This is a genomic window from Kurthia senegalensis (assembly GCF_000285595.1).
In the GTDB taxonomy this organism is placed as follows: Bacteria; Bacillota; Bacilli; order Bacillales_A; family Planococcaceae; genus Kurthia; species Kurthia senegalensis.
The window spans coordinates 305,940-322,130 of sequence record NZ_HE611066.1 but is presented as its reverse complement, the minus strand read 5'-3'; the positions used below and the strand labels follow the sequence as shown (position 1 = coordinate 322,130).

The 16,191-nt window shown below is 40.8% G+C and carries 19 protein-coding genes; 9 read left to right on the top strand and 10 right to left on the bottom strand.

Features of this window, described 5'->3' with window-relative positions; genetic code table 11:
* Positions 1-317: 317 nt before the first annotated feature.
* The gene (locus tag KSHG_RS09070) at positions 318-938 is read left to right on the top strand and encodes a hypothetical protein (RefSeq protein ID WP_010304817.1); all 621 of its coding nucleotides are present in this window, start codon (positions 318-320) and stop codon (positions 936-938) included.
* Between the two features lie 151 nt (positions 939-1,089).
* Here the strand turns inward: KSHG_RS09070 and namA are convergent, their stop codons facing one another.
* The 3 genes from namA to KSHG_RS09055 form a co-directional block, all read right to left on the bottom strand.
* Positions 1,090-2,103 (bottom strand): NADPH dehydrogenase NamA, encoded by a 1,014-nt coding sequence (namA, locus tag KSHG_RS09065; protein ID WP_010304814.1) that lies wholly within the window; start codon positions 2,101-2,103, stop codon positions 1,090-1,092.
* A gap of 73 nt (positions 2,104-2,176) precedes the next feature.
* Entirely contained in the window at positions 2,177-3,151 is a 975-nt protein-coding gene (locus tag KSHG_RS09060; RefSeq protein WP_010304810.1) for a phosphotransferase, read from the bottom strand.
* 124 nt (positions 3,152-3,275) lie between these two features.
* Positions 3,276-3,686: a pyrimidine dimer DNA glycosylase/endonuclease V gene (locus KSHG_RS09055; protein WP_010304808.1), complete on the bottom strand. Its 411-nt coding sequence runs from the start codon at positions 3,684-3,686 to the stop codon at positions 3,276-3,278.
* Between the two features lie 106 nt (positions 3,687-3,792).
* On the opposite strand from KSHG_RS09055, the gene KSHG_RS09050 reads away from it, so the two are divergent.
* Positions 3,793-4,143 carry a YbgA family protein gene (locus KSHG_RS09050; protein ID WP_010304805.1) on the top strand — a complete coding sequence of 117 codons (351 nt, stop codon included), beginning with the start codon at positions 3,793-3,795 and terminating at the stop codon, positions 4,141-4,143.
* A 20-nt stretch (positions 4,144-4,163) separates the two neighbouring features.
* Here KSHG_RS09050 and KSHG_RS09045 read toward each other — a convergent pair whose 3' ends face one another.
* The 7 genes from KSHG_RS09045 to KSHG_RS18035 form a co-directional block, all read right to left on the bottom strand.
* On the bottom strand, positions 4,164-4,373 hold the full coding sequence (locus KSHG_RS09045; RefSeq protein WP_010304802.1) for a hypothetical protein: 210 nt from the start codon (positions 4,371-4,373) through the stop codon (positions 4,164-4,166).
* A gap of 96 nt (positions 4,374-4,469) precedes the next feature.
* Positions 4,470-4,697 (bottom strand): sulfurtransferase TusA family protein, encoded by a 228-nt coding sequence (locus KSHG_RS09040; RefSeq protein WP_010304799.1) that lies wholly within the window; start codon positions 4,695-4,697, stop codon positions 4,470-4,472.
* 16 nt (positions 4,698-4,713) lie between these two features.
* Positions 4,714-5,781, bottom strand: coding sequence for a YeeE/YedE family protein (locus KSHG_RS09035; RefSeq protein WP_010304797.1), 1,068 nt, complete (start codon positions 5,779-5,781; stop codon positions 4,714-4,716).
* Between the two features lie 309 nt (positions 5,782-6,090).
* A complete protein-coding gene (locus KSHG_RS09030) occupies positions 6,091-7,116 on the bottom strand; it encodes a threonine aldolase family protein (protein ID WP_010304795.1) in 1,026 nt (341 codons plus the stop codon).
* 16 nt (positions 7,117-7,132) lie between these two features.
* The gene (locus tag KSHG_RS09025) at positions 7,133-7,555 is read right to left on the bottom strand and encodes a MarR family winged helix-turn-helix transcriptional regulator (RefSeq protein WP_010304792.1); all 423 of its coding nucleotides are present in this window, start codon (positions 7,553-7,555) and stop codon (positions 7,133-7,135) included.
* 59 nt (positions 7,556-7,614) lie between these two features.
* A complete protein-coding gene (locus KSHG_RS17760) occupies positions 7,615-8,199 on the bottom strand; it encodes a LysR substrate-binding domain-containing protein (RefSeq protein ID WP_083844870.1) in 585 nt (194 codons plus the stop codon).
* Positions 8,109-8,513 carry a LysR family transcriptional regulator gene (locus KSHG_RS18035; protein WP_010304788.1) on the bottom strand — a complete coding sequence of 135 codons (405 nt, stop codon included), beginning with the start codon at positions 8,511-8,513 and terminating at the stop codon, positions 8,109-8,111. Before KSHG_RS18035 ends, KSHG_RS17760 begins: the two co-directional genes overlap by 91 nt.
* A 107-nt stretch (positions 8,514-8,620) precedes the next feature.
* Between KSHG_RS18035 and KSHG_RS09015 the strand changes: the two genes are divergently transcribed.
* From KSHG_RS09015 to KSHG_RS08985, 7 genes are all read left to right on the top strand, one after another.
* Positions 8,621-9,322, top strand: a complete 702-nt coding sequence (locus KSHG_RS09015; protein ID WP_010304786.1) for a CoA transferase subunit A — start codon at positions 8,621-8,623, stop codon at positions 9,320-9,322.
* Between the two features lie 3 nt (positions 9,323-9,325).
* Positions 9,326-9,958, top strand: a complete 633-nt coding sequence (locus KSHG_RS09010; protein WP_010304784.1) for a 3-oxoacid CoA-transferase subunit B — start codon at positions 9,326-9,328, stop codon at positions 9,956-9,958.
* 12 nt (positions 9,959-9,970) lie between these two features.
* On the top strand, positions 9,971-11,293 hold the full coding sequence (locus KSHG_RS09005; protein ID WP_010304782.1) for a TIGR00366 family protein: 1,323 nt from the start codon (positions 9,971-9,973) through the stop codon (positions 11,291-11,293).
* A gap of 226 nt (positions 11,294-11,519) precedes the next feature.
* Complete coding sequence (locus tag KSHG_RS09000; protein ID WP_010304780.1) at positions 11,520-12,209, top strand: response regulator transcription factor; 690 nt, start codon at positions 11,520-11,522, stop codon at positions 12,207-12,209.
* Between the two features lie 89 nt (positions 12,210-12,298).
* A complete protein-coding gene (locus tag KSHG_RS08995) occupies positions 12,299-12,649 on the top strand; it encodes a hypothetical protein (RefSeq protein WP_010304779.1) in 351 nt (116 codons plus the stop codon).
* 50 nt (positions 12,650-12,699) lie between these two features.
* Positions 12,700-14,340 (top strand): histidine kinase dimerization/phospho-acceptor domain-containing protein, encoded by a 1,641-nt coding sequence (locus KSHG_RS08990; protein WP_010304777.1) that lies wholly within the window; start codon positions 12,700-12,702, stop codon positions 14,338-14,340.
* 323 nt (positions 14,341-14,663) lie between these two features.
* Entirely contained in the window at positions 14,664-16,076 is a 1,413-nt protein-coding gene (locus KSHG_RS08985; protein ID WP_010304775.1) for an alanine/glycine:cation symporter family protein, read from the top strand.
* The last annotated feature ends 115 nt before the right edge of the window (positions 16,077-16,191 follow it).

The following is a 16,191-nucleotide window of genomic DNA, read 5'->3' as shown; positions in this document are numbered from 1 at the left end:
GGATAAGACGTACTAATAAATGAAACATCTTCCCTTAAGTATTCTCGCGCAAAGCCTTCTGCAATTTGTGCTCGATTAGAATCACCACTACAAAAAAGTAAATTTGTTTCACTACAGAGGAACCACCTTTCGATAATGAGTACTTAGATATACCTTTATATAAATATATACCCAAAAAGAGTACTTTTAACTTAAAAACAAAAATAAAATATTTTACTTTATTGTTATTTTGGAAAAATGTCGTAAAATAGCTCATTTTCCTTATGTATTATTATGTGTAAAAAATTTATAATAATGATATGAAAGGAGTTGTATTTATGAATAAAACCGTAATAAAAATATGCCTTGCGCTCGTGTTCCTTTTTTCAGTAACTTTCATTTCTTCTACAAGTTCTGCCGCAACAACGAAAACGTATACATATTATGCAACAAACAATACTGTACTTTATAAATCAACGAATACAAAATCTGCCAAATTAGCTTATTTTAACTTAAACCAAAAAATGACAACGACGTCGAAACCGACAGCAAAATTTTACAAAGTAACAGTCGGTTCGAAAACAGGTTATGTCGACCGTACGAAAGTTTCAAAACTTAAAACGTGGTCATATTACACGAACTATACGTTCGTTCACTTGTACAATAGTAAAAATAAACTCGTTCAAACAGCGAATGTAAAAGTTGGCACGAAACTCATCAGCCATCAAACACCTCAATCAAGTAAATCCGCATCAGCTGCTGAGCGTGTACTCGTTTATTACAAAGGGAAAAAATATTACGTATACGAATACCAATTGAATGCGAAGGTTGCCTTTAAATCGGTTTCAACGTACTACAAATCATTAAAATCGACTGGTGCTACTTCTTCAACGAATGGCAATGTCGTCACAATGAATATGAAAAATAAAAAGACGCCGCGTTCATTGAGAAAAAATTAAAACGTGTCGGCTTTTTAGCTGTACCGAGTACGAATAAAACATTCCATCTTTATACGTACACGAAAAAACGTCCGGCAAAACGACGACATTTAAAATTTATAAATAACGAAAATGCGTTGAAGTGACAATCTTCAACGCATTTTTTAATACACTATTGCCATGCTCGTTCATACACAGGAATAGCTGGTTTCATCGTATGGCCGAGTTGTTTCGCTGCATGATACGCAAAATACGGATCTCGCAACAACTCACGACCAATAAGAATCACATCTGCCTGTTGTTGCTGCAATACGTGTTCTGCTTGCTCGGCTGTCGTAATTAATCCGACTGCCCCAACAGGTAAGCCTCCTTGGCGTACAGTCGCTGCATGAGGCACTTGATACAGTGGGAACGCATCAATTTTGGCATGTACGACCGCGCCTGTCGAAACGTCGATTAAATCGACCCCTTGTGCTTTCATCCACTGTGCAAATGGCACATAATCTTCTGCCACTAAACCGCCTTCTGTATAGTCATCTGCTGATACCCGTACGAATAAAACACCGTCCCAAATGTCTCGAATCGCATCGATTATTCGTCCTAACAAACGGTAGCGGTTTTCTGCACTACCACCGTACGCATCTTGACGCTTATTCGCTAGCGGTGATAAAAATTCATGGATTAAATAGCCGTGTGCCGCATGTATTTCTAACACGTCGAAACCAGCTTGAATCGCTCGTTCTGCAGCACGTTTAAAATGTAAAACAACCTCATCTATTTCATCTATTGAAAGTTCATGCGGTACGCGACTTTGTTCATCAAAAGCAATTGCAGACGGTGCGACAATTTGCCCTTCAACCGTCGCTTTTCTACCAGCATGAGCCAATTGAATGCCTGGAATCGTGCCGTATTTTTTCAGGGACGTCGTTAATTTTTGAAGTCCTTCTATTTGCGCATCTTCCCAAATGCCAAGGTCATTCGCAGAAATACGTCCTTCTGGTACTACGGATGTTGCTTCTTGAATAATTAAACCGACGCCACCGATTGCTCGGCTCTCATAATGGGTGAAGTGAAAATCTGTTACACGTCCATCGTTTGCCGCTTCATACGTACACATCGGCGCCATAACGAGACGGTTTTTCAGTTGTAATTGACGAATTGAAAATGGTTCAAATAATAAACTCATATTGCCTCCTCCTCAAATACCAAGTATACAGCTATGATATATAAAGGGTGGACTAGATGCAACTGAAAAGTAATTATTGCGGTTCCTCGATACGCAACGACAACTTTTCATCTGTCACCTGCGTCAAAATAGCGAGTGTTTCTTCTAAAAATCCGCTTGCATCGCCTCGTTCAATGCCCAAATCAACGCGATCATAACGAAAAGCACGAATAATTCGAAACAGTGCATCACTACACCGCTTCTCAAGTGGACTCCGTTTACGATAATTCTCATACGTTTCGATAAATACATCGTACCGCTCATTCGGAAGTAACTCGCCTTCATACGGATAATGCCAACAAACGTATACTGCTACTGCAATACATTCGTTCACTAACACTTCATCACCTGCTAAATTAAAATCAAAAAGAGCTGTCAAACGATTGTCATTAAAATACATATTGTATGGACAAAAGTCTCCTTGTGTCGCTCCTTTCGGAAGTTGCGACCAAACGGCTTGCAATGACGCCCGAAGCGTATTATACGCCTCCTCTACTTGACTAAATAACATTTCGTTTTGAAAAGCTTCTTTTACTTCCCAAAAACTACGCTCATTTTCGTCATAATCACCGATTGCTTCGGTCTTATTTCCTCCAAATAAACTCCATGTTGTCGGCTGATTCAACTGTCTTTTCGTCGTTTCTGAAAAGAGATGCATTTTTGCTAGTGCAAGCGCGATTTGTTCGATATGATACGTTTTTAATATAGGTACCTCTACGCCTTCAAGCTGCTGTTCTAACGTAAACGTCAGCTCTTCTTCTACGACCGTATATGTTCGATTAACCGTTTTTATGTATAAAGGTACCGGTAGAACTGCCCGTAATTCCGATGCAAAGTGACACACCTCTTCTGGGTCTTGCAAGAGCGTTTTTTCACCTTTCACAACAAACTGCCCTTCCGAACAATGTACAGCGACAATCCACTTCCCTTTTTGCGAAATGATTTGAATATCTCGAATCGTCACGGGCCAATTTTTTTCAATCAGTTTATGCAATTGATGTACGTCCATCTGTGCCACCACCTATACTTTTTTATTTTATTATACCCATTTGGAATTATTTCTCAAATCACAAAAACAAAAAAAGCATCACGATGCGTAGATAAACACACCGCAGTGCTTTTCAATTTAAAACCTACTTATTTTTCTTTTCAAGCTTCGGTAAAACGTACGCAACGAGACGATCATAATCAAGTCGTTCATAATCTTTCTGTCCACGTATGAATTTTTCTTTCAAATTATAAAAACAAATTTCTAAATACTCATCGTTATGATGGTTCACAAAAGGATGTGCTACTGGAACGTCTGCAACTCCTGAAAAATAATTGTTCATCTTATCAAATGAGCGAATGCGATAACCTCTCTTCCCCATCTCATCCATAATCAATTTCGTATACGCACGTAAATCCGTTCGGTCGTATTCATACACGTAATTAATTAATACGTGTCGGTCCTCTTTTGCGAAAATACTATTTAATTCTCTCCACTGCGACAACAATTGTCCTTTCGGTAAAAAAGGAATAATTTCATAATGCCATAAACGCACAAAATCACCTAACTTTCTCTTCTTATTATCTCATTTTGCGACGCGCAATCGCAAATCGAAAGCACTTCTATGCTACAATAAAGCGACTAAAAAAGGAGTGATTTAAATGAACACCGTTGAAATTTTATGGCGTGAACAAAAATATAACGTTCTCTTTCACAGTCAGGCTTACTATAATGACATTCGAGGCCTCATGCGCGACCGTGCTTCTCATGAACAAGTCGAGCGCACGATTCAAAAAGCGCTCAATGAAATACCAACTCCCGGTAGTATGCGCAATGCGATTCAACATATGTGGGGCTACTTCAAAAAAATCGCAACAGCCGAAGAAAAAGCACAGTATGAACAATTGTTTCAAGCAGATGACTTTTCGCAGCTATTGCTCTATTTAAAACAACTTGCCCATCACTATGACGTGACATATTTAATCGAAAGCCGTGTTTTAAGCGACATATAAAACAACTTTATAAATCCGCTTTAATGCCAACCAATTAATTGAACCGTCACACGATCACTTTCAACAATTGGCTCATATGGATTATTCAATTCAACCGTAATACGACCACTGTCAGCGACCGGCTCATTTGTTGCTTCATGCTCTGTCGTTTTTTGTGCATTCGAAAAAACAACGCTGAGTGCTACAGCAGCGCTCACACCGACAATCAGTGCTGATCCATTTCTTTTCATTTCCATTCCTCCCATTTTAGCTTATCTACTATTAGGATACACGAACGTAAAAAAAGCGACCCCTGAAAGGAATCGCTTTTTTTATAAATGTGTGCGTTATGCGTTCTTTTTAATCGTAATCGTCCAAGAAGCTTCACCAAGTTGTTCGTAATTCGTTACTTCGTGACCTGCTTCTGCAGCCCAACGAGGTAATGATTCTGTTCCTTGTGTACAGTCGAATTGTACTTCTAATTCGTCGCCTAGTTGTAGTTGCTGCATCGCATCTTTTGCTTCGATTAACGGGAACGGACAAACCATTCCTAATACTTCTAATGTTTTTTTCATGTGTATACTTCCTTTTTTAAGCGTTCGCAGACGATTGTGCGCGAGCCGCCATTTTTTGTTTTGCTGGACGAACGAATACGAAATACGAGGCGGTCCAAACACCTAAAATCATAAAGATGAGGGCAATCCAGCCAGACCATGACATCATTGCCGTCATGACAAGACCGTTCCCGATGGAACAACCGCCGGCAAGACTTGCACCGAAGCCCATTAAAACACCACCGGCACCTGAGCGAACGACGGTTTTCGTATCGGGTGTGCGCAAACGGAATTCTCCACTCATTTTCGCACCGAAGAATGAACCGAGGAAAATACCGAGTACTAAAAAGACACCCCAGTTAATAAAATCTAAATTTCCTGAAACGAGGTATTGTAAAATATTCGCAGATGGCGTCGTTACACCAAGTCCGAATACACGTCCTGTCGCGGCACTTAACGGCCATGCGATGATCGCAATAAGTCCGATTAAAGAAGCGGTCACAAATGGATGCCAACGCTTTTCGAATAAAACGTGAGCGATGCCTGTTTTTTTCGGTTTTAATCCTGGGATTTTGACGCGTGGTTTTTTCAATTCACAGAATACGATGATGGCAACGATGACGACTAATAAACCGATTAACCACCAAACGTTAATCCCAAGCGTATCTGCCATTGAATCTGTACCGATTGTATTTGAACGAGCCGTCGTCGTAAATTGACCGAGTGGACCTGATTTCATAATAGCAGCGACTAACATGTAAAAAGCGAGGGCAATCCAACTTCCGATTAACCCTTCCCCTGCACGATACCACGTTCCTGTCGCACAGCCTCCTGCAAAAATGATCCCAATCCCAAATACGTACGCCCCAATAACGGTTGCCCATAATGAGAACGGTGTTGCAGCGTAATCAAAAACGCCAAAGCCAATCAGTGCATATACACCGACTGCTTGTATCGCAATCGCAATTAATAATGCGTAAAAAATGCGATTGTCTTTCGCAATATACATATCACGGAAACCACCTGTTAGACAAAAGCGACCACGTTGCATAACGAAGCCGAGTAATGCCCCACAAATTATTCCGGTAATAGCCATTTGAAGCATGTAAATCCCCCTTAAACCTAGTTGTTTTCAATGAATTAAACAGAAACTTGTTATTTCTTTACGAATATTGTCGAAATCCAAGCATTAAGTAGCATATTGTGTGAAAATTCACATCTTATGAAACCCATGATAACTTTATTTTATGCAACATAAAACGAGGCTGGGATATACGTGTAGAAATCACCTCTCATATGAGCATAAGAAAAACCGGAATCGCGCTGTGGCGCGGTTCCGGTTTTTCGTTGCGAACGCTAAAAAAGAAAAATGACATGTTTTGTCCCAGTCTCGTTCAAATGAAAGCTTACCTATTTACAATAGTGCAAGTAGCGCATCGACATCTTCTTCTGCTGTTGCCCAGCTCGTCGCGAAACGAACGACTGTGTGCGTCGCATCGTACGGTTCCCAAACGCTAAATTGAGCTTTTTTTGCGAGTTGTGCCATCTGTTTATTTTCTAAAATAACGAATTGTTGATTCGTCGGTGATTCAAATAAAAAAGCATATCCTTTTTCGCGTAAGCTCGCCTTTAATTTTTCAGCTAAACGAATCGCATGTGCCGAAATATCCTGATATAAACCGTTTGTAAATAACACGTCAAACTGAATGCCGAGCATACGCCCTTTCGCAAGTAAAGCACCGCTTTGTTTAATCGTCGTAAAGAAATGTTTAATCGTATTCGCTTTCGTTACGACGACCGCTTCCCCAAACATCGCACCGACTTTCGTACCACCGATATAAAAGACGTCACAGTTTGCGGCAATGACAGGTAGTGTCACATCCGTATCAACTGCCGCAAGTCCGTAACCGAGACGTGCCCCGTCTAAAAATAGCGGCAAATCATACGTACGACATACGTCTTTAATCGCTTCTAATTCTGCTTTTGAATACAATGTGCCGTATTCTGTCGGATGAGATACGTACACCATTCCCGGTTGTACCATATGTGTGTGGCTTCCATCTGCGAAAAATTGTTCCATATATGTACGAATATTTGAAGCAGACAGCTTGCCGTCAACTTGTGGAATCGTCAATACTTTATGACCACCTGCTTCGATTGCACCTGCTTCATGCGTACTAATATGACCTGTATCTGCCGCAATGACCCCTTCATAAGGACGAAGCATCGCGCGAATAACTGTCGCATTCGTTTGTGTTCCGCCTACTAAAAACTGCACTTCCCCGTCTGGGCACTCACACGCAGCGAGTATTTTTTGTGCTGCACTTTTCGTATAAGGATCTTGTCCGTATCCTGATGTTTTTTCCATATTTGTTTCCATTAACTTTTGTAAAATGAGCGGATGCGCTCCTTCTAAATAATCACATTCAAAATTTAACATTCGTTTACCACGCTTTCTATTTTTGTAATACAGATTGAATCCAATTCATCTTTTCGACTAATAAATGACGTTCTTCAGAGGAAAGCTTCGTCATCATATGCGCCGCTTGGTCGTCAGAAAGACGCTCTAATTCATCGAATAATCGTTTGCCACTTGCTGTTAATTGAATACATTTTTTTCGTTGATCGTCTCGATGTGCTACACGAATGATATACTTTTTCTTTTCGAATTTTTGCAGTAGGCGACTAATATAACTTTTATCGACGTGTAAATGCTCGGCTATGTCATTCGCTGTCCAGTTTGGATGGCGTCCGATGTCGCCGATGATGCGCCCTTCCGTGAGCGTTAATTCGGTTCCGAGTGTATGGCGATCAAACAAATTTAATTGCACGGCAAAAAAACGATTAAACGCTCGGACTTTTCGCAATTGTTCGTCCAAATCCCTTCCTCCTCAAATAGTTGACTTTATCAACTATTTTACTAAATTAGTTGTAATTGTCAACTAGTTAAATGCTGTGGAATTAATGACTGTGCGACTTCTTCGAATGCTTTTGCTGCAAAAGATGGTGTCTTTTTCTGTTTTGTCACCATCCCAATTTCCCATTGAAACTTAGCATCTTCCGATAAAGGTAATACCGTCACGTGTTCGCGATGCATCATTTTTGCAATAGATTTTGGTAATAATGCGATACCCATTTTTAATGCAATCAATTCGACCATCAAATCCCACTGAGACGTTTCGAAGCTAATATTTGGTGCGAACCCGTGGCGATGGCAATGCGCAATGACCGAATCATGCAGCGTAAACCCTTCTGAAAACAAAATAAACGGCTCCCTCTTCAACTGTTTCATCGTCACTTGATTTTTATTTGCGAAGCGATGGTCAGATGAAATAAATACGACAAAATCACTCGCTACATAAGCAGTCGTTTTTAATGAATCGTCTTCTACTGGCATGACACAAAAACCAATATCTGCATCTTCATTTTTAATTAAATCTGGAATTTTTTTGCACCAAGCTCGATCAAATTCATTTTCACATTCGGATAACGCTCGCGAAAATGTTTCGACAGTTGCGGCAATACGATCGTCCCGACAAGTGGTGGAATCGCAATCGTTACTTCCCCGCGGTGAACGTCTTTCACTTGCTCAAGTAATACTTTCGTTTGCTCCATACAATGCACCATTTTACGTGCCTGCTCGTAAACGACCTCCCCTGCGTCCGTTACAGAAAGCGTCCGCGTCGAGCGATTTAACAATTGCACGTCATATTCTTTTTCAAGTTGCTTCACGAGTTGGCTTAAATACGGTTGTGTCACGAAACACCTTTCTGCTGCTTTCGTAAAACTTCCCTCTTCTACGACCGCGATATAGAGCTGTAATGCTTGTAAATTCACGTTTCTCACTTCTTTCATAAGTAATTACTAATAATATTTATGTTTTTTATTTATTTTACTTATAATTCTATTAATTGTAAACTTTTACTACATAAGGAGGCGTTTTCATGACTTTAAACATCTATCATTCATTCAAAGAAGCAACCGCAGACATTCCAGATGGTGCAACACTCGTCGTCGGAGGATTTGGGCTCTCAGGTATTCCTGAAAAGAGCATCCAAGCATTGCGCGAGCATGGCACGAAAAACTTAACAGTCGTAAGTAATAATTGTGGCGTCGACGACTTTGGACTCGGTATTTTACTCGCAAACAAACAAATTAAAAAAATGGTCGCTTCTTACGTAGGCGAAAATAAAATTTTTGAACAACAATATTTGTCAGGAGAACTTGAAGTAGAACTCGTTCCTCAAGGGACACTCGCTGAAAGAATTCGTGCAGGTGGTGCAGGCATTCCAGGGTTTTATACAGCAACAGGTGTTGGTACACCAATCGCTGAAGGGAAAGAAACGAAAGAATTCAACGGACAAACGTACTTATTAGAAGAAGGCATCGTCGCAGACTTCGCACTCGTAAAAGCGTGGAAAGCCGATACACTCGGCAATCTCGTATTCCGAAAAACAGCACGTAACTTCAATCCAATTGCTGCAACAGCAGGCAAAATCACAATCGTTGAAGTAGAAGAAATCGTCGAAGTAGGCACACTGGACCCAGATGAAATCCATCTACCAGGTATTTACGTACAACGCTTACTCGTAGCGGAAAATTATGAGAAACGAATCGAAAAACGTACTGTTCGTAAGGAGGCATAACAAATGAAATATGACGTATTAATTAATCGCGCAGTAAAAGAAGTACGAGATGGCATGTTCGTCAATTTAGGAATCGGGATTCCAACACTTGTAGCAGATGCGCTACCGGAAAGCGTCAACGTCCTCCTGCAATCTGAAAATGGGATGCTTGGCATCGGACCGTATCCGACAGAAACACAGTTAGATGCAGACTTAATCAATGCCGGGAAAGAAACTGTAACCGCTGCAAAAGGCGCTTCATTTTTCGATAGTGCGGAATCGTTCGCAATGATTCGTGGTGGACATATCGACTTGGCGATTTTAGGTGGAATGGAAGTATCTGAATCAGGCGACCTTGCGAATTGGATGATTCCTGGAAAGATGGTCAAAGGAATGGGCGGTGCGATGGACCTCGTCAACGGAGCGAAACGCGTCGTTGTTGTGATGGACCATGTGAGTAAATACGGGGAATCGAAAGTGAAAAAAGCGTGTTCTCTTCCATTAACAGGGCAACGTGTCGTACATCGTTTAATTACGAATTTAGCAGTTTTTGATTTCACCGAAAATGGGATGGAATTAATTGAGCTGCAACCAGGTGTTACGGAACAAATGGTTGCGGAAAACACAGAAGCACACTATACAGTCAACTTAGCGTAGGAGGTTTTTCTTATGGTTCAATCTGTCACTGGATTTTTTACTCGATTAGTTGATCGGTACTTACCCGACCCATTAATCTTTGCGATGCTTTTAACGATTATCGTGTTTGTTGTCGGCATTTTCACAACGCCGACTTCACTAATGGACATGGTATCGATATGGGGAGACGGTTTTTGGGGATTACTTGCCTTTGCGATGCAAATGGCACTCGTTCTCGTAACCGGACACGCACTTGCGAGTTCTCCCCTGTTACGTAAAGGAATGAGCCGTCTTGCTTCGGTAGCACGTACCCCGTCACAAGGCGTCATGCTCGTAACGTTCATGTCAGCGATTTGCTGTATAATTAACTGGGGATTCGGACTCGTAATCGGGGCTTTATTCGCTCGTGAAGTAGCACGTCGCATTCCTGCATCAGATTATCGTTTATTAATTGCGAGCGCGTACATCGGCTTTTTAACGTGGCACGGTGGCTTATCAGGTTCTGTTCCGCTTGCTGCGGCAACACCTGGCAACCCGGTCGAAAAAATTGCTGGTCTTATTCCGATTAGTGAAACGCTCCTGACACCGTACAACATTTTCATTACGGCAGTTCTTCTTTTCACATTACCGGTTTTAACACGTCTTATGCAACGTCCGCAAGATCAAATTCCAGTCATTGATCCAGCGATTTTAAAAGAAGAGCCTTCTACAGCTCGGCAACTTCCCAAAAATGCGACGCCGGCGGAACGTTTAGAAGAAAGCCGGATCATCGCATACATAATCGGGCTTTTAGGTGTGACGTACATCGTTTACTACTTCATTCAAAATGGACTGAATTTAAACATTAATATCGTCAACATCGTCTTTTTCACACTCGGCGTTATTTTACACGGAACACCGATGTCTTATATGCGGGCAGTGCAAGCGGCGATTGGTGGAACAGCGGGTATTCTCGTACAGTTCCCATTTTATGCGGGCATTCAAATGATGATGGAAACGTCCGGTTTAGGTGAAAAAATTACGCATTGGTTCATTAGCATTGCGACAGCGGAAACATTCCCTATTCTTGCGTTCTTAAGCTCCGGCTTAATTAATTTGGCAGTTCCTTCCGGCGGCGGACATTGGGTCGTCCAAGGACCTTTCGTCATCGAAGCGGCCCAAGCACTCGGAGCCGATCTCGGGAAAGCGACGATGGCCATTGCTTACGGAGAGGCCTGGATGAATATGGTACAGCCATTTTGGGCATTGCCGGCACTCGCCATTGCAGGTTTGAAAGCACGGGACATTATGGGCTTCTGTATTACGGCCCTCTTGTACTCTGGTATCATTTTCATCGTCGGCTTACTATTGTTTTAAATAGCGGTCGTCCCAAAGCACGACACAAACATGTTCATAACGAAACAGGCAGCGATGAGGCGAAAATCATTGCTGTCTTTTTTCGTCTTGCTTACTATAAAAATGGACGTACAATATTTTTTTCATTTTCTAGCGACAAATCTTAAGAATTTCTTCATAATTGATAGGAGCAAATGTTAAGAAAGTTCGTTTAAAGTAAAAGTATCAACGACGAGGAGGACAAAGGATGTATACGATTTTAGTAGTAGACGACGATGAGGACATTCGAAATGGCATAGAAATTTATTTAAAAAATGAAGGGTACGATGTCATCCAAGCTTCTGATGGTGAACAAGCACTGAACGTACTTGAAACGACGACCGTGCATCTCATTATTTTAGACGTCATGATGCCAAAAATGGATGGCATTCAAGCGACGTTTAAAATCCGTGCGAAACAAAATATTCCGATCATTATGCTGAGTGCAAAAGTCGAAGAAACGGACCAAATTTTAGGCTTATCAGTCGGTGCAGATGATTATATGACGAAGCCATTCAGACCGCTTGAACTGTTAGCGCGTGTCAAATCCCAACTACGTCGCTACATAACACTCGGTACGTATCAACAAGAAGCGGCAGCTCTAACGGTCGGTGACTTAACACTCGTGTCCGAAACGAAACAATGCATAGCACACGGACAAGAGGTCAAACTCACACCGCGCGAGTTTCAAATTTTAGAGCTTCTCATGCAACATCCCGGTCGCGTCTATCCAATCGACAGTATTTATGAAGCGGTATGGCAAGAACCTGCCTACAATGCGGCGAATATCGTTGCCGTACATATTCGGAAAATTCGCGAGAAAGTTGAAGTGAATCCGAAAAATCCACAATACGTAAAAGTCGTATGGGGTGTTGGGTATAAAGTCGAGCCACAATAAAGCATCGCTCGCTGCACTCGCCCTTGGCATAGCCGTCATTTTATACTGTACCGTCCATTTTCTGTCGTTAGAAATGTAGAGGTGATTCGATGAAAAAAATAGGATTTGCATTAACATTGGCACTTGCATGCATCGGTTTATGTGCATGGATTGCCGGTATTCATTACGAAAAAGATTATCAAAATAGCCGTGAATTCGCAGCTAATAAACAACAGCTCTTTCAAGATATTGACGATCAAATTATTAAACAGTTAAAAGTAGCAGAACTCGTTAAAAGCTATCGTGTAACGGATACGGATATTCAACGATACCGCGATGAGTTGTTTACGTCAGAAGACGACCGTGCAGAAGATATTAAAGCCCAGTATGACCGTCTGCTATCGTACAAAATGTCACTCAAACAAAAAGAAGAATTAAAAAACAACGTGCAGAATCATTAGCATTTAATAAAAAGCTTTACCATGACGATGCCTACGTTCGTAAAATTTTATTGAAACAAAATCGAAAAGAATTACAAAGCCAATTAGAAAACTTCCGTGCCCCAAATGATATTCAAGCCGTTTATCGACTTGAAAATATCAAAACGGGTGACGTATTGACGAATGAAACTGCTCAAGATAAGCCGACAAAATTCGAATTTAAAAGTACGGAAAGTCATCCGTACAAACTTGGTGAATTTGACTACTATGACGAAACGTATTTCAACTACATTTCCGAAGATTTTAAAAACTACGTAGGAACGGTGTATGTTTCAACAGAAAATGAACCAATCTATTTCCACGAAGCGGATTACCATACGAAATACGTATTCCTTCAATGGTTAAAATGGCTCGGTATTGCGGCACTTGCGGTGGCTATTTACTTTAGCATTACTACTCGAAAACAATTCAAACCATTCGGTCGACATTTTGAGCTACAACTTCTTGCAGCACTTGTCATTATAGCAATCGGTCTTCTCATAGGTGCTTCATTTACGAGCACACTCGATTACCATACGAATATGCCGAATTTATACTATAAAACAGCAATGACGCTCGTTTTTTCTACGCTGCTTATTTACATGTTATTACACCTCGTTTATAGCATCGTCTATACGTGTACACGCCATGAATGGAAAAAACGTTCATGGATCGGACGCAACCAAACGATTTTTAAAAATAGCTTTTACGAACCACGCCAAGCGTTCTTATTACTGTTTTCTTGGTTGGCATTTTTCCTAGCGGGTCTGGGCATGATGATTATTAGTATGGATGGGACGGCTGGACTTCTTTCCATTTATTTCATTTTATGGCTTGTCGTCATGCTTCCGACGATGTTCATCGCATGGCGTAATATGGCGGCGACGAACACGGTCATGCGCCAAACCGAACAACAAATGAAGCCGCTTCAAGGTCAATTTCCACTAGCGAAACATTCACAGCGCATTGCTTCGCTCGAAGCGGGTGTCGACCATTCGTATGCCGAGCAACAAAAAAGTGAACGCATGAAAACCGAATTGATTACGAATGTCAGCCACGACTTGCGAACGCCACTTACGGCGATGATGACGTATACGGATTTATTAAAAAATCCTGCTTTGACAGCGGATGAGCGAAAAGAATACGTCGACGTACTCGATTTAAAAACACAAAAACTAAAAGTGTTAATTGATGATTTATTTGACGTTTCAAAAATGGCATCTGGACAACTAGAACTTCATAAAGCATCGATTGATTACGTACAAATGGTGCAACAACTCGTCGGTGAACAACAAGAGCTTGCCGAAGCGAGACATTTAACGATTCGTACGCAATTCGACACAGAAAGTTACCCAATCACAGTGGACGCTGCGAAATGGGCACGCATGATTGATAACTTAATCGGCAATGCAATCAAATATAGTACGGAACATACACGCATTCACGTACAGCTACAAAATGGCACGTTGACGATTAAAAATGTCACTGCCTTCGAACTCCCCGAAGAATTAGACGAATTAATGGACCGCTTCACACGTGGCGATGATTCTCGTCATACAGAAGGCTCTGGTCTTGGCTTAGCAATTGCTCAATCGATTGCTAATTTACACGGCACAGCCGTCACATTACAAGTCGACGGTGATTTATTTAAAGCAACGATTAAAGCACCTTAACACATCTAAACCATTTCCTTTTGAAAGGAAATGGTTTTTTCTATTAATTGGTAATAGGATGTCGTGCATTTTCTATCTTTTTCAGCTAACTTGACTTTACTTTTATATTAAAAAAATATTTTAAAACGTCTTTAAGTAGGGTATACACTATTATATGTCTTAATACCCCCCTTTAAAATTATTATATATTTGCGTATATTCCGACGAATTCAGTTATTTTCTCTAAATTATTAAAAAAATCATTAGATGGGTATCAAAGTATTTATTTTTTTAATGGATTTTTATGTTATATTAAGATAGGAAGAAAGGTAGGTCATTTTATTTTGGGTTCTTTAGATCAATTTATTTTATCACTTAACGACTTTTTATATTCAAAATTAATTATTATTATTATTTTAGTCGTTGGTATCGTTTTTACCGTTCGAGGTCGCGGAATGCAATTTACATTCATTCCAGAAATGTTCCGTGTCCTAACAGATAAAGCGACAGTCAATGGCAAAGGAAAAAAAGGCGTTTCTTCTTTCCAAGCATTTACAATTTCCGCTGCATCACGTATCGGTACAGGGAATATTGCCGGTGTCGCAACAGCAATCGCACTTGGTGGTCCTGGTGCTGTATTTTGGATGTGGATTATGGCACTCATAGCAGCAGCCAGTTCATTCGTGGAAAGTACATTAGCACAGCTCTATAAAGTACAAGATGGGGACAACTTCCGAGGCGGTCCCGCTTATTATATGGAACGTGGTTTAAAAGCGCGTTGGATGGGGATTATTTTTGCGATTGCGATTACGCTTTGTTACGCATTCGTCTTTAATGCCGTTCAAACGAATACAATTGCCGCTTCAATGGACAATAGTTTCGGTATTAATAAAACGGTTGTCGGCATCGTCGTCGTTTTATTAACTGCTATGATTATTTTCGGTGGTGTCAAACGAATCGTCAGTGTGACACAATGGCTCGTGCCGATCATGGCAATTGCTTATATCGCCGTTGCACTATTAATCGTTTTTTTAAACTTCACATCACTTCCTAGCGTATTCGCGCTTATTTTTAAAGAAGCATTTAACTTCGAAGCCGGCATTGGTGGTTTAATCGGTGGCGCAATCGTACAAGGTTTCAAACGTGGATTATTCTCCAATGAAGCCGGTCTCGGTTCTGCACCAAACGCCGCTGCAACAGCAAACGTTTCACACCCTGTTAAACAAGGATTAATTCAAACACTCGGCGTATTCGTAGATACGATGCTCGTATGTACGTCTACGGCTGCCATCGTATTATTAAGCGATGTGTACAAAACAGCCGGTACGAACGAACGAATCGACATTACGCAACAATCCCTCGTGACACAACTCGGTGATTGGGCAGGTATTTTCCTCACATTTGCGATTTTCATGTTCGCTTTCAGTTCGGTTATCGGGAACTATTACTACGGTGAAACGAACTTAGAATTCATTAAAAAATCAAAAACGTTAATGGTTGTATATCGTATTCTCGTTCTCGCCTTCGTCATGTTCGGGGCACTTGCAGAAGTATCACTCGTATGGGATTTAGCCGATTTCTTCATGGCTATCATGGCACTGATTAACTTAATCGCTATCTTCCTTCTACAAGGGAAAGCTTTCCGCTTGCTGAAAGATTATCGAAAACAACGTAAACAAGGAAAAGATCCTGTGTTCCATGCAGAATCAATGCCTGATTTAGACAATATCGATATTTGGAAAAAAGAAAACAAATAATCATTTTATAAAAAATGACGCTATCAATCGGCAGCGTCATTTTTATTATCTGTTTTTTCAAAAGGAACTCTTTTTGCTTATTTAAAATGAGTTTGTACGAAGCGAAAGGTGCGAC

What these genes read in the sequence shown, in the direction of transcription:
- KSHG_RS09070 (WP_010304817.1), top strand. Translation starts at nt 318, where the DNA reads ATGAATAAAACCGTAATAAAAATATGCCTTGCGCTCGTGTTCCTTTTT.
- KSHG_RS09010 (WP_010304784.1), top strand. Translation starts at nt 9,326, where the DNA reads ATGAAATATGACGTATTAATTAATCGCGCAGTAAAAGAAGTACGAGAT.
- KSHG_RS09050 (WP_010304805.1), top strand. Translation starts at nt 3,793, where the DNA reads ATGAACACCGTTGAAATTTTATGGCGTGAACAAAAATATAACGTTCTC.
- KSHG_RS08995 (WP_010304779.1), top strand. Translation starts at nt 12,299, where the DNA reads ATGAAAAAAATAGGATTTGCATTAACATTGGCACTTGCATGCATCGGT.
- KSHG_RS09035 (WP_010304797.1), bottom strand. Translation starts at nt 5,781, where the DNA reads ATGCTTCAAATGGCTATTACCGGAATAATTTGTGGGGCATTACTCGGC.
- KSHG_RS09015 (WP_010304786.1), top strand. Translation starts at nt 8,621, where the DNA reads ATGACTTTAAACATCTATCATTCATTCAAAGAAGCAACCGCAGACATT.
- KSHG_RS09060 (WP_010304810.1), bottom strand. Translation starts at nt 3,151, where the DNA reads ATGGACGTACATCAATTGCATAAACTGATTGAAAAAAATTGGCCCGTG.
- KSHG_RS09040 (WP_010304799.1), bottom strand. Translation starts at nt 4,697, where the DNA reads ATGAAAAAAACATTAGAAGTATTAGGAATGGTTTGTCCGTTCCCGTTA.
- KSHG_RS09045 (WP_010304802.1), bottom strand. Translation starts at nt 4,373, where the DNA reads ATGAAAAGAAATGGATCAGCACTGATTGTCGGTGTGAGCGCTGCTGTA.
- KSHG_RS09000 (WP_010304780.1), top strand. Translation starts at nt 11,520, where the DNA reads ATGTATACGATTTTAGTAGTAGACGACGATGAGGACATTCGAAATGGC.
- namA (WP_010304814.1), bottom strand. Translation starts at nt 2,103, where the DNA reads ATGAGTTTATTATTTGAACCATTTTCAATTCGTCAATTACAACTGAAA.
- KSHG_RS09005 (WP_010304782.1), top strand. Translation starts at nt 9,971, where the DNA reads ATGGTTCAATCTGTCACTGGATTTTTTACTCGATTAGTTGATCGGTAC.
- KSHG_RS09030 (WP_010304795.1), bottom strand. Translation starts at nt 7,116, where the DNA reads ATGTTAAATTTTGAATGTGATTATTTAGAAGGAGCGCATCCGCTCATT.